Source organism: Actinoplanes sp. NPDC051494, from assembly GCF_044454705.1.
Classification (GTDB): Bacteria; Actinomycetota; Actinomycetes; order Mycobacteriales; family Micromonosporaceae; genus Actinoplanes.
In genome coordinates, this window is sequence record NZ_JBITDZ010000004.1 from 301,835 (window position 1) to 320,212 (window position 18,378).

17 protein-coding genes are annotated in these 18,378 nt (G+C 71.8%); 4 read left to right on the forward strand and 13 right to left on the reverse strand.

Features of this window, described 5'->3' with window-relative positions:
* Positions 1-3: 3 nt before the first annotated feature.
* Both ACIA6A_RS18070 and ACIA6A_RS18075 read left to right on the forward strand, forming a co-directional pair.
* Positions 4-666, forward strand: coding sequence for a response regulator transcription factor (locus ACIA6A_RS18070; RefSeq protein WP_396098813.1), 663 nt, complete (start codon positions 4-6; stop codon positions 664-666).
* On the forward strand, positions 659-1,750 hold the full coding sequence (locus tag ACIA6A_RS18075) for a sensor histidine kinase (protein ID WP_396098814.1): 1,092 nt from the start codon (positions 659-661) through the stop codon (positions 1,748-1,750). Before ACIA6A_RS18070 ends, ACIA6A_RS18075 begins: the two co-directional genes overlap by 8 nt.
* Here the strand turns inward: ACIA6A_RS18075 and ACIA6A_RS18080 are convergent, their stop codons facing one another.
* The 8 genes from ACIA6A_RS18080 to ACIA6A_RS18115 all read right to left on the reverse strand — a co-directional run bounded on the left by ACIA6A_RS18080 (position 1,751) and on the right by ACIA6A_RS18115 (position 9,493).
* Positions 1,751-2,752, reverse strand: coding sequence for a C40 family peptidase (locus tag ACIA6A_RS18080; RefSeq protein WP_396098815.1), 1,002 nt, complete (start codon positions 2,750-2,752; stop codon positions 1,751-1,753). It lies immediately after the preceding gene.
* Complete coding sequence (locus ACIA6A_RS18085; RefSeq protein WP_396098816.1) at positions 2,749-4,254, reverse strand: ATP-binding protein; 1,506 nt, start codon at positions 4,252-4,254, stop codon at positions 2,749-2,751. The genes ACIA6A_RS18080 and ACIA6A_RS18085 overlap by 4 nt, the downstream gene beginning before the upstream one ends.
* On the reverse strand, positions 4,254-5,783 hold the full coding sequence (locus tag ACIA6A_RS18090; RefSeq protein ID WP_396098817.1) for an SCO6880 family protein: 1,530 nt from the start codon (positions 5,781-5,783) through the stop codon (positions 4,254-4,256). Before ACIA6A_RS18090 ends, ACIA6A_RS18085 begins: the two co-directional genes overlap by 1 nt.
* On the reverse strand, positions 5,764-6,924 hold the full coding sequence (locus ACIA6A_RS18095; RefSeq protein ID WP_396098818.1) for a hypothetical protein: 1,161 nt from the start codon (positions 6,922-6,924) through the stop codon (positions 5,764-5,766). Before ACIA6A_RS18095 ends, ACIA6A_RS18090 begins: the two co-directional genes overlap by 20 nt.
* Positions 6,911-7,669: a hypothetical protein gene (locus tag ACIA6A_RS18100; protein WP_396098819.1), complete on the reverse strand. Its 759-nt coding sequence runs from the start codon at positions 7,667-7,669 to the stop codon at positions 6,911-6,913. Before ACIA6A_RS18100 ends, ACIA6A_RS18095 begins: the two co-directional genes overlap by 14 nt.
* Entirely contained in the window at positions 7,669-7,977 is a 309-nt protein-coding gene (locus ACIA6A_RS18105; protein WP_396098820.1) for a hypothetical protein, read from the reverse strand. The genes ACIA6A_RS18100 and ACIA6A_RS18105 overlap by 1 nt, the downstream gene beginning before the upstream one ends.
* A gap of 21 nt (positions 7,978-7,998) precedes the next feature.
* Complete coding sequence (locus tag ACIA6A_RS18110) at positions 7,999-8,874, reverse strand: hypothetical protein (RefSeq protein ID WP_396098821.1); 876 nt, start codon at positions 8,872-8,874, stop codon at positions 7,999-8,001.
* 82 nt (positions 8,875-8,956) lie between these two features.
* Positions 8,957-9,493, reverse strand: coding sequence for a DUF6668 family protein (locus ACIA6A_RS18115; protein WP_396098822.1), 537 nt, complete (start codon positions 9,491-9,493; stop codon positions 8,957-8,959).
* An 87-nt stretch (positions 9,494-9,580) separates the two neighbouring features.
* Here ACIA6A_RS18115 and ACIA6A_RS18120 point away from each other — a divergent pair, with 87 nt between their 5' ends.
* Together ACIA6A_RS18120 and ACIA6A_RS18125 are read left to right on the forward strand one after the other, a co-directional pair.
* The gene (locus tag ACIA6A_RS18120; protein ID WP_396098823.1) at positions 9,581-10,009 is read left to right on the forward strand and encodes a DUF4913 domain-containing protein; all 429 of its coding nucleotides are present in this window, start codon (positions 9,581-9,583) and stop codon (positions 10,007-10,009) included.
* 69 nt (positions 10,010-10,078) lie between these two features.
* Positions 10,079-10,678: a hypothetical protein gene (locus ACIA6A_RS18125; protein WP_396098824.1), complete on the forward strand. Its 600-nt coding sequence runs from the start codon at positions 10,079-10,081 to the stop codon at positions 10,676-10,678.
* Positions 10,679-11,434: 756 nt separating this feature from the next.
* Here the strand turns inward: ACIA6A_RS18125 and ACIA6A_RS18130 are convergent.
* The 5 genes from ACIA6A_RS18130 to ACIA6A_RS18150 are packed head-to-tail and all read right to left on the reverse strand — an operon-like array spanning position 11,435 to position 18,375.
* Complete coding sequence (locus ACIA6A_RS18130) at positions 11,435-13,195, reverse strand: TraM recognition domain-containing protein (RefSeq protein WP_396098825.1); 1,761 nt, start codon at positions 13,193-13,195, stop codon at positions 11,435-11,437.
* A complete protein-coding gene (locus ACIA6A_RS18135; RefSeq protein WP_396098826.1) occupies positions 13,195-14,922 on the reverse strand; it encodes an ATP/GTP-binding protein in 1,728 nt (575 codons plus the stop codon). The genes ACIA6A_RS18130 and ACIA6A_RS18135 overlap by 1 nt, the downstream gene beginning before the upstream one ends.
* Positions 14,919-16,412 (reverse strand): SCO6880 family protein, encoded by a 1,494-nt coding sequence (locus ACIA6A_RS18140; RefSeq protein ID WP_396098827.1) that lies wholly within the window; start codon positions 16,410-16,412, stop codon positions 14,919-14,921. Before ACIA6A_RS18140 ends, ACIA6A_RS18135 begins: the two co-directional genes overlap by 4 nt.
* A 21-nt stretch (positions 16,413-16,433) precedes the next feature.
* A complete protein-coding gene (locus tag ACIA6A_RS18145) occupies positions 16,434-17,636 on the reverse strand; it encodes a hypothetical protein (protein ID WP_396098828.1) in 1,203 nt (400 codons plus the stop codon).
* 1 nt (position 17,637) lies between these two features.
* Complete coding sequence (locus ACIA6A_RS18150) at positions 17,638-18,375, reverse strand: hypothetical protein (RefSeq protein WP_396098829.1); 738 nt, start codon at positions 18,373-18,375, stop codon at positions 17,638-17,640.
* Between the last annotated feature and the right edge of the window lie 3 nt (positions 18,376-18,378).

The window sequence follows — 18,378 nt, forward strand, 5'->3', positions numbered from 1 at the left end:
GGCATGCGCGTACTGATCGTGGAGGACGAGCCGCACCTGGCCGAGGCGGTCCGGGACGGGTTGCGCCTGGCGGCGATCGCCGCCGACATCGCCGGTGACGGCGACGCGGCCCTGGAGATGCTCGGCGTCAACGCCTACGACCTCGCGGTCCTCGACCGGGACATCCCCGGTCCGTCCGGCGACGAGGTGGCCCGGCACATCATCGCCTCCGGCAGCGGCATCCCGATCCTCATGCTCACCGCCGCCGACCGCATCGACGACAAGGCGTCCGGCTTCGAGCTCGGCGCCGACGACTACCTCACCAAACCGTTCGACCTGCGCGAACTCGTCCTGCGGCTGCGGGCGCTCGACCGCCGGCGCGGGCACGCCCGGCCCCCGGTACGCGAGATCGCCGGCCTGCGGCTCGACCCGTTCCGCCGGGAGGTGTTCCGCGACGGGCGCTACGTCGCGCTCACCCGCAAGCAGTTCGCCGTGCTGGAGGTCCTCGTCGCCGCCGAGGGCGGCGTGGTCAGCGCCGAGGACCTGCTGGAACGGGCCTGGGACAGCAACGCCGACCCGTTCACCAACGCCGTGCGGATCACGGTCTCGGCGCTGCGCAAACGCCTCGGCGAACCGTGGGTCATCGCCACCGTGGCCGGTGTCGGATACCGCATCGACCATGGATAGGGCACCCGGGCCGAGCGTCCGCCTGCGACTCACGCTCAGCTACGCCGGGTTCCTCATGGTCGCGGGCGCCCTGCTGCTCGCGGCCGTGTGGGTGTTCCTCCTGCGATACGTCCCCGACCGCGCGCTCCTCGTCCCCAGCGGCACCGAATACACCGGCGTCTTCCCGGTACGCTCCAACCTCCTGCGGTTCTTCGCCCCGAGAGCGGCCGCGGTGCTGGCGCTCCTGCTCGTGTTCGGGCTCGCCGGCGGATGGATCCTCGCCGGCCGCATGCTCGCGCCACTGTCGCGCATCACGCACGCCACCCGCACCGCCACCGCCGGATCACTCGACCACCGGATCCGGCTGCCGGGCCGCGGCGACGAGTTCCGGGAGCTGGCCGACGCCTTCGACGCCATGCTCGCCCGGCTCGAGGCGCACGTCGCCGAGCAGCAGCGGTTCGCCGCCAACGCCTCGCACGAGCTGCGCACACCGCTGGCGATCTCGCGGGCGCTGCTCGACGTGGCCCGCCAGGACCCCGCGCGGGGCCGCGACGACCTCATCGACCGCCTGCACGCCGCCAACACCCGGGCCATCGACCTCACCGAGGCGCTGTTGCTGCTCAGCCGCGGCGACCGCTTCACCCGCCGGGACGTCGACCTCTCCCTGCTCGCCGAGGAGTCCGTCGAGACCCTGCTGCCGCTGGCCGAACAGCGCCGGATCACGCTGGACCTCACCGGCGGGCCGGCCCGGACCAGCGGTTCCGCCGAACTGCTGACCCGGATGGTGACGAACCTCGTCCAGAACGCGATCGTCCACAACCTCCCCACCGGCGGGACCATCACGATCCACACCGGTGGGTACGACGACACGAGCGTCCTGCGCGTCGAGAACACCGGCCGGCGGCTCCCAACCGGTCTGGTGCCGACGCTCACCGAGCCGTTCCAGCGCGGGACGAGCCGGACCCGTACCGACGAGCATGCCGGAGCCGGCCTCGGCCTGGCCATCGTGCAGAGCGTCGTCCAGGCCCACGACGGAACCCTGGAGCTGCGGCCCGGCTCCTCCGGGGGACTGCTCGTCACGGTCCGGCTCCCCGCCCCGGCCTAGCTATCCCGGACGGCGGATCGCCGCGATCAGGTTGGCCCAGTTGCTCACCGGGCTCACCTTGACCACATCGCCGCTCTGGGGGGCCTGGACGAGGTACTGCTTGCCGTCGTCGCCGGTGCCGATGTACATCCCCACGTGGCGAGGGCTGGACATGGTGCCGAGGCTGCCCGCGATGAAGATGAGGTCGCCGGGACGCATCGCCGCCAGGCCCGGGACGGGCATGCCGCTGCGCACCTGGTCGGTGGTCACCCGGGGGATCGCGACGTCCGCCGCCGCCCACGCCCGTTGCATCAGGCTGCTGCAGTCCCAGGTGTCCGGGCCGTTGGCACCGAAGACGTACGGGTCGCCGAGCTGCTGCAGAGCGAAGTTCACCGCCGTGCGCGCCTGGCCCTCGGTCGGCAGCCGGTACCCCACCGGCAGCGGGCCGCCGGCACCCGCGGCCGCGTCGTCCGTACCGTAGGCGCAGTCCGTCACCGCCCCCGGCCAGATCGTGTCGGCGACGGTCTGGGCCAGCGTCTCCCATTTGGCGTACTCGCCGCGCAGGTCCGCGCGCGGGACCTGGACGTCGGAGGCGACGTCGGTCAGCGGCCGGGTGTCCCAACCGGCGACCTTGACCAGTTTGGTGAGGAACAGCGTGGTCGACGCGACCGGGTCGCCGGCCACCCGGGCGGTGAAGAACTGCACCCGTTGCTGGAACAACCCGATCGAGTCGTGGTCGAGCATCCGCAGGTCGTTGTGCAGTGACGACTCCTGCATGGCGGTGGCGACCGCGATCACCGCCGCGCGCGGGGGCAGGTTGCGCTGCCGGACGACGGACACGATGGTCGCGGCGTTGCCCAGCTGCTCGGCGCTCAGTTCGACGCCCTGCACCTGGGTCGTGCTCCCACCGGGCCCGCAGGGTGCCGAGGCGGACGCGGACGCGGTGGAGGCCGCGACGAGCACCGCACCGAGCGGCAGCACGAGCCAGAACACCAGCGCGAGGCCGAGCAGGATCCGCTTCACGATCCGGCCACCATCGCCGCGTTGGTGTCCAGCAGCGGGATCTCCGCCGGGGCCCGGACCGTGGTGACCTTGAACGGCCGGTTGCCGACCATCCAGACCGCCCGGCCGGTCCGCTGCCGGGCCCAGCCCGAGACCCAGTCCCCCACGACGTCGTTGAGCCCGGCCAGGCTGGACAGTTCCTCGGCGACGCCCGGGTCCTGCGCGAACATGATCTTCGTGTCACACAGCGACATCATGTCCTTGGCGATGGCGACCTCCTGACTGCCCGCCGCGCCGACCGACAGCAGGTCGGAGGGCTTGTGCGCGGCCAGGATCTGGATCTCGCCGTCGTTGCGGCTCAGCCGCAGGTCGGCGTCGAGCGACTGCACCGCGCCGACGCCGAGCCGCATCTGCCGCCACACCTCGTCGCGGACCACGATGGTGATCTCGCCGGGGGCCCGCAGGTCGGTCATCGCCCGCGACCAGGAGTTGACGCAGGCCAGCGCGACGCCGACCACCTCGTCGCCGAGGTCCTCCAGCCGTTGCAGCGACAACGACTGGATCGGCGCGTCCCAGTCCAGGCCGACGTTCGTGTGCGCGTCGAACAGCCCGGCGAGCGCGCCCCGGACCAGGGCGCCGAGCGCGTCGGTGGCCTGCCGGGTGTCGTCGATCATCTGCTGCCGGCCGGCGTACCGGCAGCCTCGGGCCAGCTCCTCGGTGGGCCGGGCCAGCGCGTCGTGCACCTCGGGGATCGTCACGGTGCGCAGCTGTCCCCCGCCGGCGGACCATCCGGAGAGCTCGGCCAGCACGGTGGTCAGCGCGTTCTCGTCGGCCGGGCTCACCGCGATGCCCCGCGCCCCGATGAGCGCCTTGAGCAGCACCACCCACCGGGCGAAGATCAAGGATGCCCGGGTACGCCGTTCGTCCGCCGAGAGCCGGTCCCAGCCCTGTCCCAGCGGGCCGGGGTCGAGCGGATTGATCCTGGCCCGCAGCCCCAGGCCCAGGGCGATCGGCTGCACCCCGACCGCGTGACACAGCTGTTCGTACTCGCCTTTGACGTCTCCCGCGATCAGTGTGCGCACCCCGAAACGCATGGAGCGCAGCAGGAACGCCTTCACCGTGGTCGACTTGCCGGAGCCGGGCTTCCCGAAGACGATCATGTTGGGGTTGGTGACCACGCCGTCGAGCAGCCAACCGACCGGATCGCAGTAGAACCCGCCCGAGGTCAGCGAGTCGTACCCGAGCAGCGTGCCGGTGGGACGCAGACCGTTCGTGGGCAGCAGCGGGAAGACCCCGCCGATCTCCGCCGTCGAGGCCCGGTACGCGGTCAGCGGCGCGGGGACCGGGGACCACCCGAAGCCCGGGGTACGCCGTCCGCGCCGGCCGGCCCGCGGGCGCAGCAGGTCGTACTCGTCGCGGCGGCTGGCCGGTTCCGGGACGTCCGCGGGGCCGGGCAGGCTGCCGCCGAACTCGCTGACGAGGTCGGTCACCGAGCGGCCCCGCCCCATGCCGGTGGGGGCCATCAGTGCGCGTTCCTCTCCGGGAGACCGATGCCGAGCGGGAGGACAGCGGCCACGAAACCGGTGTCCTGCGCCAGATCGAGGCGCAGCAGCCGGAAATGGCTGGACCGGGCGGTGGCCTCGAACGACGCGGCGTGGTCGTCGACCGGCCAGGTCGACGGCACCGTCACCGCGGCGGCCCCGGCCACCCGGACCATGGTGTGCCCGGCGGCGAGCTGGTTCTCGTGCCCGGCCACCTCGGCCTGGCGGCGTTGCTGGGAGCGCGACACCCGGAAACCGCGCCGCTGCCGCACGTCGGCGGACATCTCGGCCGACCACAGGTCCCGCTCGACCTGCCGGGACGCCTTGGCCGGTTCGGCCGGCTGGTAGTGCAGCGCGAGCGTGCGGCGCTCGCCGGGCGCCGACGGGGCGAGCATCTGCGCCAGCGCTCCCACGTGGGTGGGCAGATCGGGGAGCAGCAGCGCGTAACTGACGGTGGTGAACGCGTCGTGCACGTACGACCGGGCCGCCGGCGGTGGCGCGTTGACCGGTCCCGCCGCCGCGAGTGGGACACCGGTCAGGGTCGGCGTCCCGCGCAGCCATTCCTGGCGGGCCCGTTCGATGGCGGCCGCCTCGCCGGGGTTGTAACCGGTCCGGATCACCGCCGCGACCTCCTCGGTGTGCAGCCAGCTGACCGAGGAGGCGTCGAGGCCGCGCAGGTGGGTCTCCATCTCCTGCAGGTGGCGGTACAGCACCCGGGCCCGGCCCTCGACGCGGCCGCCGGCCTGTTCCGCCTGCCGCCGGATCCGGTTCTCGTCGACGCCGACGGTCACGTACACCTCGTGCCGGACCGCCGCCGCGGTGACCACGCGCTCCAGCTGGGCGGTGATCTCCTGGACCAGTCGCGGTGCGAGCGGTGAGACGTTGTCGGCGAGCCAGGCCGCCCGTTCGGCGCCGTCGTCGGGCACGGTGCGCACCAGGACGGACACCCGGGAGATCTGCTCGCCCCGGGCCGCCGACGCGAGCAGCGCACCGAGCTGATCGGCGTACCGGGCCCGGATCGTGTCGTCGGCCGCACCGATCCCCGGGTGCGACACCCGGGCGATCGCCGACCAGCGGCCCGCCCGCGGATCGTGCAGCACGCACACGCGTTGCATGGTCGACCCGAACGGCGGTCCGTCGTACATCCGCAGTCCCGCCAGGATCCCCGGCAGGTCGGGCCGGCCGAGGTCGTCGGCCTGCGCCGTTCCCGTCGCGGCGGCGGACCGCCAGCGCGACCATCCCATTGCTCTCCCCCAGGTGTAAAGGCACACATCGGCGACCCACCGGGCGGCGGGCCGCCCGCGGACCGGGACAACGAACAGCACCACCAGGACGGCGGAGAACGGCGCCAGTTCGAGCGCCAGCAGCCAGCGGCTGCTCCCCACCGCGACGAGCAGCGGCAGCAGGGCCAGCACGCAGCAGGTCAGTTGCGGTCCGGTGAGACCCAGGAACCAGCCGAACCGTTCGCGGCGCCAGCCCGAGTAGGACCGGTCAGCTGACGGCATGCTCATCGGACGTCTCCCTCCGCTCCGGCTCGGCCCGGTCCTTGTCCTCCCCGGCCGGGGCCCGCCGCGCGCTGGGCGCGAGACCCTCGTCCGGCGGTGCATCACCGGGATCGCTCACCCGTGGCCCGGGCCGGTCGACGAGGCCGGCCCGGGGCCGGCGCTCGGTGCGCGCGGCGTCCAGGACCGCCAGCACGTGGGCGAACCGGCCCTCGCCCGCGGCCTCGGCGTTGCGTTCCGAGCTGACCGCGATCCCGGCACCGGACGCGGACGACCGGCTGGACAGGAAGTTGCGGGCGGCGGCCCCGCTCGGCGTACCCGGGTTGACGAACGCCAGCAGCTTGAACAGCAGCAGCGGGAACGCGAGCGAGAGGAGCAGCACGACACCGCTCACCACCGCCGCGACGGAGGCCTGCGCGGGGTCGCCGGCCACACGCATGCCGATCACCAGGGTCAGCGCCACGCCGGGCGGCATGAGCACGAGCGCGATCAGCCACCGGAACGTGGTCCAGAACCAGGCCCGTGAGGTGTCCGAGATCAGCCCGGCGGCCACGACCGGGATGGCCGCGGCGAGCACCAGCACCCCGGCGTTACGGGCGAGGAACTCCACCAGGAAGAAGAAGCCCGCCGGAATGAGGCACAGCAACGCGATGATGCCGAGCCCGGTGCCGGAGACCGTGCCCTCGGCGCGCTTGAGCACGGCGTCGTCGCCGGTGATGCTCTGCCACCGGTCGGTGTGCAAACCGGCGGACAGGATGCCGGTCGCGACGGCGTTGCTCGCGGTCAGCATGGTGTCCAGCACACCGAGACCGGCCGCCGAGACCACTACGTACTGGAACAGGCCGACGGCGATCCGGGCCAGCCCGCGGCCGCCAATCGCGACGGCCCGGCCGATCTGGACGAACGCGAGCAGCATCAGCGTGGCGAGCCCGAGCCAGAGGGTCATCGGGAGCACCCCGGCGAGCGGGCCGTCGAGCGGGTTGACGTCGGGCGTGGTGTATCTGTCCACGGTGGCCAGCGAGCCGTCGAGCAGTTCCAGGCCGAACGACCAGATCGACGTCATCGCGGCGTCGAACGCCGACGACCCGGGGTCCACCACCGTGTCGCCGACCGTACCGACCAGATCCCCGACCGGATTAGGCGGCGGCACGGCGCAGCTCCTTCCAACCGGCCCGGACCGCGTCGGCGCTGCCCGGCCACGCCGACGGCGCCCACGCGGGCTGCGCCCCGGGACCGATGAGCCAGCGGCCGCCGTCCCACACCATGCGCTGGCAGTCACCGAGACCGACACTGGCACCGGTGCTCAGCGCGACGCTGTACTCCCCGAGCACGCAAGCAAGCACGAAATCATCCCCTACCGTTCCCTTGATCTGGCCCTGCACAACGCGGAACGTGACCCGTGCGGCCGTACCCTTCTGCTCGCCCAGGCTCTTCGTGAGGCGCTGGACCGCGACCGACGGCGTCCATTCGGCCTCCGGCACCGCACCGGACGCGGCGACGGTCTCGTACACCTCGTGCACCAGACCCGGGTCCGCCGTCGACATCGCCGCCTCGTCGATGGCGGCCAACTGGCCCAGAGCCCCCTCGGCGGTGCGCGGGAAACCCGTCGGCACCGGATCGGAGCCCTTACGGGAGGCGGGAATGCGCAGCGGCGTCCCCGCGGTCCGCGCCACCAGCGGCTGGGGCCTCGCCGCGGCGGCCGGCAACTGCAGCATCGGCTCGGCGGCGATGGTGTCCCGCCAGTCCGTGCTTTCCCGCGGGGGCGGAGTACTCGGTTCCGGTGCGGCCTCCGCGTCGGACCGGTTCAGCAGATGCAGTCCGAAACCCGCGATCAGGACCAGAACCAGGATCCCCAGAGCGATGGGTACGGCCCCCGCGCGCGATTTCCCGGCCATCAACCGGCGACAGCGGTGATCAGGGCGTAGACGCCGGCGTACAGCACCGCCCCGGCCAGGGCGCTCAGCAGAATCGCGAGACCGGTCCGGCTCGCGCCGTGATTGGCGAAGAGCCGACCGCCCGCCACCGCGCCCGCGCCGACGAATCCGGCGGTGATGATGACGACCAGGACCCCCCACTTCACGTACGACATGAGCGTTTCCACCGGTCCCGACACCCCGGGCGGGGGCGACGGGTCGGGGTTGCCGGGCACGTCGCGTACCAGGTCGGCCAGCACGCCGTGGACGTGCGGCAGGAGCGCGGACAAGGAAGAGCCTCCTCGAGAGGGTCAGTTGCGGTGGAACAGCCGGGGCCGGCGTCCCGGGGAAGCGGGTGCCAGCGCCACCGCGAACGGGTCACCGAACCCCCGCAGGATCGTGGCGGCCGGGCGGGACGACGCCGGCGGGGTGGGCGCGGCGGTCCACCCCTCCACCGCGGCGACCGGATCGTGCGGCAGGAACACCGCGTCGTGCGCGAGCCCCTCGACGAGGTTGCCGGTGGCGCCGCGGACCCGGTCCGGCCACCCGCCGGCGCCGGCCACGGCCAGGCGCTGCACCGGCGTCAGCCCGGCCCGTTCCACCCCCACGCCGTAGCGGTGCAGGATCAGCTCGGCCGCGGACACCGACGGCAGCGTCGCCCGCATCACCAGGATCGGGTGGACCGTTGCGTTGCCCAGGACGCACCACTCCAGCGGGCCAAGGCCCGCCTGCGGAGCCATCACCCGCCACATGTCCCAGCCCAGGTCGACGATGGTCACGTCGACCTGCCACGGCTCCCGCGCGACCCAGTCGACCGGCCGCGGCACCGCCCACGGCCCCAGCGGAGGCCCGGTCGAGACGATGCGGCGCACGCTGACCACGGCCCGGCCGAGGCTGCGCGATGCCAGCCTGATTGATCCCCGGTCGTCACCGACCGGCCAGGACCGGCCGTCCGCCTGGGTCGCCGTGACCAGCCCGGACCGGGCCGGCTCGGCGCTGTCGATCAGCTGGACCCGCAGACCGGCCAGCGCCGCGGCGTCCGCCAGGGCCAAGGCGACACCCGACGTGCCTGCCTGCGGATGCGCGCCGAACACCGGGAAGACCACACCGACAGCATCCGGATCGAGCTCCCCGGTCGGCGCCACCCGCACGGCAGCGGGCTTCGCCAGCGCGACATCCGTACCCATGAAGCCTCCCTGAGGTTTCCCCGACCCGCTGATGGTGCCGCTCCCTTATGGACAGCCACTGGATCGATGGAGACCGATAAGTTCAGTAGGAGCGATGGCCCGGGACCGCGACACCGAGCTCCTGCAGCTGCCGGCCCAGCCGCTCGATCTGCCCGGGCAACCGGGCCGGCTGCTCACCGAGCCGCCACTGCGCGATCCAGGGGATCCGGTGCACCGGCGCGACGGAGCGCAGCAACCGGATCCGGTTCACGAGGGGTCGCGGCAGCGACCCGGGCGCGTCGGCCACCAGCACCACGGCGACAAGCTCCATACCGGCGGGGTGCCGGCCCTCCCGCATCGCGTTCAGGGTGTGCGACGCCGCCTCGAGACCGTGCGCGTGCGTGCGCGCCACCAGCAGCACCCGCGCCGGCTCCCCCCGGTCGGTCCGCGGCCACCGGCTGCCGATGTCCGCCCCACCCAGGACCCGGGCCAGCGTGGTCGCCCCGGATCCGCCATGAGCGGCCACCCACGCCGCACCCCGGGGCGCGAGCCGGCCGGCACCTACCCGGTCCGGGTGCGCCGGGCCGGCATCCTCGGCACCGGCCGGGTCCGCGTACCCCCATTGCGCATCAACGCTCATCGCACTCACGCAGGTAGTAACGGACCATCAGGAATCTGGTTCACGGCCACCGCTGAACCAAACCCGGTGGCATCCGTTGCCACAGAGATGACAATCGCGACCGCTGAGACCGCTGAAACCGCTGACCCCCAGGCCGCCGAGTCGGCCAAGCCCTTCTTCATCCTCTACCTCGGCGAGCCCGAGTTCTCCACCGAACTGAATCTGCTCACCCAGTGGGTCCACGGCCTGCTGCTCCCGGCCTACGGCGAGGAGGTGACCACGACGCTGCCCTGGTGCCCCCAGTGGTGGCAGCACGTGACGGCGATCGCCCAGCTGCACGGCCTGTGGCTGGCCTGGCAACATCTGACCGGCCCCAAGGCGGACCTCATCGGCCCGGCAACCTGGCACCGCGACTTCCTCGCCCCGGCGATGAACACCCTTCGTTCCCCGAACGGCCCGTTCGCCGGCTGCAAACCCGGCTCCCACCGCCCCAAGGAAACCCCTCCCATCCAGTCTCCAGAGCCGTTGGAGCTCTGAGCGAACAAAGGAGAAACCATGGATAGCAGTTCCCGAACGTCAGACGTTCGAGAGGAGTCCAGACCGCGGTTGGACGAGCAGCGGGTACTCACCGGCCACATCACCGCGGACGAGATCATGGTGGAGCGGCATCTGAGGGAAATCTCTTCCGCATCCACCACAGGGGCGCAAGAGAGCGACAACAATATCCGGTGGGAGCTCGCTGTGAACGGCAAACGCCTCAGGCGGGTGCAGGAGGTCATTTCCGTGCGGGCCCGCCTGGATTACGGTTACGTCGACGACCAGATGCTCAAGCCCGAATACGAAGGCTTGCGTCGTGACCAGGTGCAAACACGCATAGCGTCCCGGCGGAACTACCGGCAGGAGTACCAGACCTGGCGGCTGTCGAAGATGCGGATCCACGCATGGCCGCCTCTCAACCAGCCGTCGACCGACAGTGCGATCGACCATCTCGAGGGAAAGACGGACCGGACCGGCAGACCGATCCGGAGGAGGAAACCGCTCACCCCGGCCATGCGGCAGTGGGCCGCGGAAGTCAGCTCGTCATCGCTGCCAAGGGCAGCCACGCCCGCACTACCGGAAGCACATCCCGCGGTTCCGGGATCGGCAACGCCGACGGCAGCAGCATGCGGGGTGACGCCGAGGAACACGATGCCGCTTCACCGCTAGGTCGCCGCGACGACCGGGCCGGGTGGTCCCGGTCGTCGCGCTGAAGCCAGCGCGGCGTCATCGCCTCGTGATACGCGATGCACTGTCCCGCACCGGGTTCTGAACGACGTTGGCCGGGGTCTTGACACCAGCTCTGAATCGATCTTGAGCCGTTTTGTCCACAGCTTTCAGCGACGCTATCTGCGGCCTCATGCCACTCAGCGTCGCCGCAAGGGCCATGCTCTGCTTCGTGATCTCCTCCACCTTCTTGATGTCGACGTCGACTGTCGAGAAGTCGCGATTCTGCCTTAACCGCGCCACTCGCGTTGGCGCGACGGCTGCACCCGACGGTTCCACCGGTCCGGCGCCGGGAATCGGAGCAGGCGACGTCGAGGGCCGACCAGCAACATCCTGCACAGTTCTCGGACGGCCCGACCCTTGACCCTTTCTCGAGACCGCACCCCGCCTCTGCAAGCCAGGGGGCAGTTGCGCGGGCGTAGCCGCCCCCGATGTCAGGCGCGCGGCACTCGGGAGGCTCCAGCTCGGGGGCATTCCCGCAACCGGCACGGGGGGAGAAACCATTTCGAAGGTGGTTTTTCCGACCTTGACAACTTTATCCTCCGGCGATGAATCCGCCATTTTCTACAGCTCCTTAGTACTTGAGAGAGTCACTGTTGTAACCCTGATGGGTCCGACTCGGCCCATCGCACGGCTTGCGAGATCGCCGGTCCGAGTGCGGCCGGCCCCGCCGCTGGTGGTCCTCGGATCGCGGCGCTCTCAGAGCGAGGGGCGGGCGGCCCAGGTTGCCGCTGCTCGCTGGGTGATGGCGTCGACCTCTTCCTTGGTCGCCTGGGAGATGGGGCCGGCGTTGGGTTCCTTGTACCAGGGGCGCAGACGGATCAGGGCCGGCCTGACGCCGGTCGCGAGCAGCAGGGCCGTGCCCTTCGGCAGGGCCCGGATCTTGTCGGCCGGCAGGATGCTCTCCTGGCGGTAGGACACCGAGTGCGACGATCCGTCGCGGCTTCGCGAGCGGCTCGAGGTTGCCACGTCCTTCTGGCCGACCAGGCGGGAGATCTTCTCGACGAAGTCGGCGTCATCCAGGCCCGCGCCCAGCAGTTTGATGGTGGCCGCACTCCACAGGGCGTCCATCCCCGGCTCACCCCAGACCCGGGCGCCCTGGCGGTAGCTCTGCAGCAGCGTCACCACGTTGATGCCGCGGGATCCGAGGTGGCTGTAAAGGTCGGGCAGGTCGCTGATCCGGCAGACGTTGGCCGCCTCGTCGAGGACCGCGGTCATCGGGGGGTCGAGGCGGCCGCCCATGCGTTCCGCGGCCACCACGCCGGCTCGCAGTGTCATGTCGGCCAGGCCCGCGATGACGCCGGCCGCGGAGCCACCGCCGTCCTTCGACAACAGGTAAAGCGTGTCGCGGCCGATGACGTGCTGGGCGGGGATGAACTCGGGGCGGTGGCGGTCGGGGCTGACCCAAGCCAGGATCTCCGGGTCGAGCAGGCACGCGACACACTGCCGGGCCGTTTCGTAGATGCCGTCGCGGGTCTCCACGGCGCCACGGACCGTACCCTGCAGCTGTTCTGCCATGGCTTGCATGCCGACGTCGCGGAGGATGTCGACGGGGGTGCGGTCGGCCGGGTCGGCCAGCCAGCCCAGCAGCTCGGTCACCGATCGGCGGCCCCGGCAGGCGGCCAGGAACAGTGCGGTGAGCGTGTTCTGGGCCGCCGAGATCCAGAAGTCCTTCTTGGACGAGTCGTCGTTGACCGAGCTGACGAAGTGCCCGGCGAGGCGGCGGGCGCCCTCGATGGTGTCGCAGCTGGCCAGCATGTCCCACCACATGTCCCGGGGCGTGTGCGCGATGCCCTGCGGGTCGAAGGTCCAGACCGTGCCGACCTTGGCCCGCTCCTGCCGGGTGACCGTGAAGACGTCGGACTTGTTGGAGGTCAGCAATACCGCGCCGCGGGCGCGCAACAACCTGGGGATCGCGATGCCGGTGGACTTGCCGGCCCGGGGGGCCATCAGATCAAGTTCGACGTCCTCGTACGAGGACCGCAGCTCGGGCCCGTCCGGATCGAGGTTGCCCAGCAGGTTCCCGGTGTCGTCGGGTTCCAGCTTGCGGATGCCCTTGAGTGACGGGCGCAGGTCCCGAGCGCGGATCGCGGCCTGCTCGGGCATCATGCTGAGCAGTTCCCGGCGGCCGGCCAGACCGCTCTTGGTCTTCGTGACCCTCCCGTAGACCTTGATCCCGGCGATCAGCAGCGGCAGGACGATCACGGCGAAGGTCAGCGCCGCGCCGCCGTAGATCACGTACGGTGAGCTGCCCGGCCAGACCGCTGTCACGTCGCCGGTCAGGATCCGGCGGTACACGGAGCCGGTGAACGGTGGTGGGTGCCAGCCGTTCCCGGTGACCGCGTGACCGGCCGTGCCGCCCAGCCAGGTCACGCCGAGCACGATGACGTTGGCCAGCGCGAAGCCCGGGATCAGCCAGGCCATGGCGTCGCCGCCGCCCCGGGAGCCGCCCCCGGCCATCAGAGATCCCGGCCGATGCCGTCGCGGACCACGTCGCCCGCGGTGAAGGCGGCCTGGGCCGCGTCGCGGGCGGCCGCCATCTTCTCCGCGTAGCCGTTCTGCACCCAGCGGGTGTTGGTGTCGTGCAGGTGCCGCTCGGTCTCGGTGATCGCCACCCGGATCGGCAGGCCCGGGCGGCCACCGACCTTGATCAGGAAGCGGCCGCGGCCGGGCGGCTCCTCGTTCTCACCGTTGTGCGACCAGCCCGGCGGCGACGACCAGGACGAGACCAGGTCGATCTCCCGGCGGGACAGCCCGACGATCTTGCCCAGGTCCTCCATCTCGGCGCGGGGCAGGCCGGCGCAGACCACCATGCCGGCGCGTTCCACGAAGCCCCGGGCCTTGGCCTTGTCGGCCTCGCTGCCCAGTGCCTCGGCGTCCTTCAGGGTATGGGTGATCTTCGAGTCGGCCAGGCCCAGCGACCGGTTGAGCCGGGTCAGCGCGTCGATCCGGTCCACGATGCCGGACGCGGCCCGCAGCGGCCGCCACAACTCGTCGAGCACGGTGAAGAACCAGCGGCGCGGGGTGAGGCCGGCGTCGGCGAGCGCGTGCGAGGCGGCGACCGTGCCGAGGCCGTCGGACCAGGCCGCGAGCATCGCCGCCGCGGTCAGCTGACTGTCCGACTCACCGATCCGGGAGATGTCGATGCAGACCGCGGTGGCGTCCGGGTCGATGTGGGTGGACGTCTCGGAGGCGAACGTGCTGCCGAGCGGGCCGTCGAGGATGCCCAGCAGCGAGCGGTGCAGCGGGTCCACCGCGTCGCGGTAGCGGGACTCCTCGCCGCGGTCGAGGGTGAACTGCCGGACCTCGTCCGGGCCCTCCTGCAGGACCGCCAGCAGATCACCGAGGTGCGCGGCGTGCCCGACCGGGTTACGGGCGCGCAGGTGCCGCAGGCACGCCGAGAGCACCGACTGCTCGTGGTCAGTGATCGCCTGGCCCCGGACGATGGTCAGCAGCGCGGCCACGATGTTCAGGACCCGGCCGTGTGCCTCGGCCTCCAGCATCTGCCCGGCCCGGCCGCCGATCGTCGCGGCCGCCGCGCCCATGGCACCGGGGTCCAGCACGTTGAGACCACCGGTACCGCGGCCGATGGAGATCACTTGGCCGCCCAGGGCCCGTACCGTGTCCGCGTAGTCAGGTTTGAGGTCTCCCAGCACCAGCGGGACCACACCCTGGGCGGACAGGCCGATCAGCATGCGGTTGATCAGTGTCGACTTGCCGAGGCCGGGCATGCCGAGCATGAACAGCGACGGGTTGGAGATGTAGCGGGCGCGGGTGAACCAGTTGAGCGGATCGCCGCACACCGTCGCCCCGGTGGAGAGGTGCTGACCCAGCGGCACGCCGACGGTCGGTGCCCCGGAGCCGGACGCGAACGGCCACAGACCGCAGGCCTGGACCGTGGTGGCGCGCCACATCGCCGGCGGGTCCATCGGGCTCACCCGCCCACCACCGGCCGCGTACGACCCGCGGTTGGGGATGCTGTCCTCGCGGTTGCGCTTCGCCCCGTACGTCCGGCGCCGTTGCTCGGCCTGGTCCTGCTTGTGCTGCTCGCGGGCCGCTCGGCGTTGCGCCCGGGGCGACTGCGGGCCCAGCTCGTCGGGTTCTCTGTACTGCTCCTCGACCGGCGGGACGCGCAACCCGCTGAGGGCGGTGGTCTGCGGGACGGTGATCTCTGGTGCGGTGCTCACAGCGCCTCCTGCAGTTCGCGCGGGATGAGGGTCTGCTCCCAGGGCAGGATGCCGACCGGCAGCGTGCAGCTGAACGCCGAGGCCTGCATCCGGTCCGCCGGCCGCATGGCGAGCCGGGTCGAGCCGAGCAGGTTGCGCATCGTGGCGTTGACGTCCGGGATCTCGTCGACCGAGTCGACCGTGACGGTGACCATCATCGAGAACTCCACGAGACCGGCGCCGGCCGCTTCCTCGGTGGCCGTCTGCTCGGCCGCGGCAACCTCGGAGGACGCCCGCGCGCGGACCGGGCCCTTGCCCGAGCTGGCCATGAACTGCGCCGCCCGCCGGTCCGCCTCGACGATCTTCGCGGAGGTCGCCGGGTCGATCGGGCGGTACAGCAGCGCGACCCGCTTGCGCCGCATGCTCGGGGCCGGGTCGAGCAGCGAGCGCAGCACACTGGACCGCACCGTGCCGCGCGGGGCGAGCGTGAGCAGCCAGCTCCGCGAGACCCCGGAGTCGTGGTGATAGGCGTTGACCGTCTCCACCGCGGCGGCCGGCCCGGCGTCCAGCCATTCCAGGCCGGTGCCGCCCTGCTGCGCGCGGACGTCGAGGACGTCGGCGGCGACCGCCGGATCGTAGGCGACCCGGACCACCTCGGCGATCCGCTCGGCCGACAGCGGTGCGGCCGCGCCGCCACCGGCGCTGATCAGGCCGCTGACCAGGCCCTGGATGCGCAGGGCGAGGTCGGTGAGGATCTCCCCCGACGGCCGCCGGGACCCGCCGCGCAGGCCGTACGTGAGGGTGACGTAGGTGTTCATCTCCGACGAGGCGTCGGGATACCGCGCGACGACCTCCTCCATCACCTGCCGCGCCGCCGCCGGGGCGTTCGGCGAGATGCGGGTCAGCACCTCGCTGGCCAACCGGGTGCCGGGGTCCGGCGCGGTCTCCACGATCACCGACGCGCCCCGCAGGTCCGGTTCGTGCGACAGCCGCGCGAGCCAGTCACCCCACAGCGCCACCCAGACGTCGACCTGGTCCTCGTCGACCAGCGACCCGCCGTCCGGCTCGCAGCCGAGCACGATCGTGTACAGGTTGCGGTGCCGATCGTGCAGGACACCGAAGCGGCGGTCGTACGGATCGATGCCCTCCATCATCGTGACCCGGCTGAGCATTCCCGGCGGGCGGAACCGGCCACCGGGGCGGTTGGACAGCGGCCCGGAGACGTACAGGTTGCTGCGGTTGGCCCGCCGGCGCGACCATCCCAGGCGCACCGACAGGATGTTGTAGACGTTGCGGCCGTCCTGGGTGCGGATCGCCAGCGGGCCCAGCACGACCGCTCCCAGCAGGAGCATCAGCACCGCCGCCACCAACGAGAACATGGACGCGATCAGGACCATCACGAGTCCGCCGAAAACTCCGACGGTGCCGACCAGGCCCAACGATCCCAGCCCCGCTTTGCGCGGCCGGCGCCAGTTGCCGTACGTCCGCGTCTTGATGATTTCGGTGCTCACTACTTCCCGCTCTCGTTGTCGCTAGTTGTCGGCGCCGTCGTGGACACCGGGCATCGCCCCGTTGGCGATGGTCGAGGCGTGCCGCATCACGGTGGCGGCCCCGCCCACGGCACCGGCGGCGACACCCGCCGCACCCGCCGCGACGCGACCCGCTCCTGCGAGCGCCCGGCCGGCGGAGCCGCTGGAACCGCTGGAACCGCTCGATCCGCTGGAACCGGAAGCACCCGAGGCTCCCCTACCACCGCTGGCACCGGCCCCCGCACCCGCTCCGGTCGCCCCACCGGCTCCCGAGGCGCCGCGGGCCCCGCCGGCGCCCCGGCCCGCGGTCATCGCCTTCGCGCCGGTGGACACCGCACCGGTCGCGGCGGCACCGGCGTTGAGCACGGCGCCCGTCGGGTCGGAGGATCCCAGTGCCGCCATGGCCGGCACGATGAGCCGCAGCAGCGCCGGCAACGCGACGGCGGACAAGATCAGGACCCCGCATCCGGCGATCTGCTGCTGGGTCGCGTTGGTCCCGGTGTACGCGATCATGGTGGTACCGGCGTAGAGCACCAGGCCCACCGCCGGTTTGTAGATCAGCCACGCCACCATCCAGGCGATGTGCTTACGCCACCACGACGATCCCCACTCCGTCATGGACGCCGCCGCGGCCAGCGGCAGGGTGCCGAGGAGCAGGACCATGACGCCGAGCCGCAGGTACAGCAGGATGATGTGGATGATCCCGGCGACCAGCAACAGCAACCCGATGATGATCAGCAGGAACGTGGCGATGCTCGCGTTCCCGCAGCTCGCTATCGATCTCAGTTGTGCTTTGACCCCGGCCTCGTAGAGATGGCTGGTGTACCGGTCGGAGAGCGTCGCCAGTTCGGTGATGACGAACGAGCCCGCGCCGGCCACCAGGATCACCCGCAGGATGCCCTTCAACGCGGTCACCCCGGACTGCGCGCGGCGCTCCAGGGCCATCCGCCCCGCGGCGAACAGGAGCGAGGCCACCGCGATCGTCAGCACCAGCCAGTTGACCTGCAGCCCGAGCTTGTGGTTGAAGTCCTTGTCGGCCGACAACGTCGGCACCTTGTCGGCCGCGTCCTCGAAGAGGCTCGCAGCCGCGGTCATGATCGCGGCCGCGATCTTGCGGAGGATCCCGTCGATCCCGGAGTCGAAGAATTCCCCGACACCCGCGAGCGTGCCGAACCAGACCGCGTCGCCGGACGTGCATTCCGCCATCTCAGACCTTCCACATGATGAAGCCGGCCATCCCGGAGACCGGGACGAGCGGCGAGTGCAGGTCCCCGAACGGCAGCGGTTGGATCTTCCAGTCACCACCCGACCAGGTGACCGTGTAGTCGGTGGCGGCGACGACCTGCGCCGATCTGATCAGCACCCGCACCGTCGCCGTCTCCGGTGTGTAGGAGACCAGGAGAAAACCGGCCAGTGAGCCGGCGCTGTACTGCGGGGTCGTGTCCGGGACGGTGGAGCGCATCGCGACGAAGATGTCCCGGCCCCGGCCGGCCACGACCTGCTGGTCGACGACGGTGGCCCAGGAGCCACCACTCATCTGCCGCGGAATGACGTTCGCAGCCATGACGGCGCCCATCGGGGTGTGCGCGAAGCACCAGAGCAACGGGCCGCCGTCGACCACCCTCGGGCCCTGTGAGCGGGAGAACGGCACCGGCGCGCCGTTCAGCTCCCGCCAGGTCACGTCGTCCGGCGCGCGGACCGGGGCCTCCTGATCGGAGTCATCGGTGCCGCAGCCCGCCGGCCGCTGTCCCGGGCCGGCGTTGATCTGCACCGAGGCCGCCGCCGCGATCGTGGGGTTCCCGTCCGACACGTCCAGCAGGACCACGATCGCCCCGGCGAACAACGCGACGGCGAGGAACCCCGCGGAGAACTGCCAGCCCCGTTGCCGCCAGTACGGCCGCTCGTCGGGATCCGGGTCCCGGCCGAAGGTGAAGAGTCTCGGCATCGT

Bases quoted from the DNA above. Each gene is read 5' to 3' on its own strand.
- ACIA6A_RS18145 (WP_396098828.1), bottom strand. From the start codon at position 17,636: ATGGCGGAATGCACGTCCGGCGACGCGGTCTGGTTCGGCACGCTCGCG.
- ACIA6A_RS18090 (WP_396098817.1), bottom strand. From the start codon at position 5,783: ATGAGCATGCCGTCAGCTGACCGGTCCTACTCGGGCTGGCGCCGCGAA.
- ACIA6A_RS18070 (WP_396098813.1), top strand. From the start codon at position 4: ATGCGCGTACTGATCGTGGAGGACGAGCCGCACCTGGCCGAGGCGGTC.
- ACIA6A_RS18110 (WP_396098821.1), bottom strand. From the start codon at position 8,874: ATGGGTACGGATGTCGCGCTGGCGAAGCCCGCTGCCGTGCGGGTGGCG.
- ACIA6A_RS18130 (WP_396098825.1), bottom strand. From the start codon at position 13,195: ATGGCCGGGGGCGGCTCCCGGGGCGGCGGCGACGCCATGGCCTGGCTG.
- ACIA6A_RS18120 (WP_396098823.1), top strand. From the start codon at position 9,581: ATGACAATCGCGACCGCTGAGACCGCTGAAACCGCTGACCCCCAGGCC.
- ACIA6A_RS18115 (WP_396098822.1), bottom strand. From the start codon at position 9,493: ATGAGCGTTGATGCGCAATGGGGGTACGCGGACCCGGCCGGTGCCGAG.
- ACIA6A_RS18150 (WP_396098829.1), bottom strand. From the start codon at position 18,375: ATGCCGAGACTCTTCACCTTCGGCCGGGACCCGGATCCCGACGAGCGG.
- ACIA6A_RS18085 (WP_396098816.1), bottom strand. From the start codon at position 4,254: ATGGCCCCCACCGGCATGGGGCGGGGCCGCTCGGTGACCGACCTCGTC.
- ACIA6A_RS18075 (WP_396098814.1), top strand. From the start codon at position 659: ATGGATAGGGCACCCGGGCCGAGCGTCCGCCTGCGACTCACGCTCAGC.
- ACIA6A_RS18100 (WP_396098819.1), bottom strand. From the start codon at position 7,669: ATGGCCGGGAAATCGCGCGCGGGGGCCGTACCCATCGCTCTGGGGATC.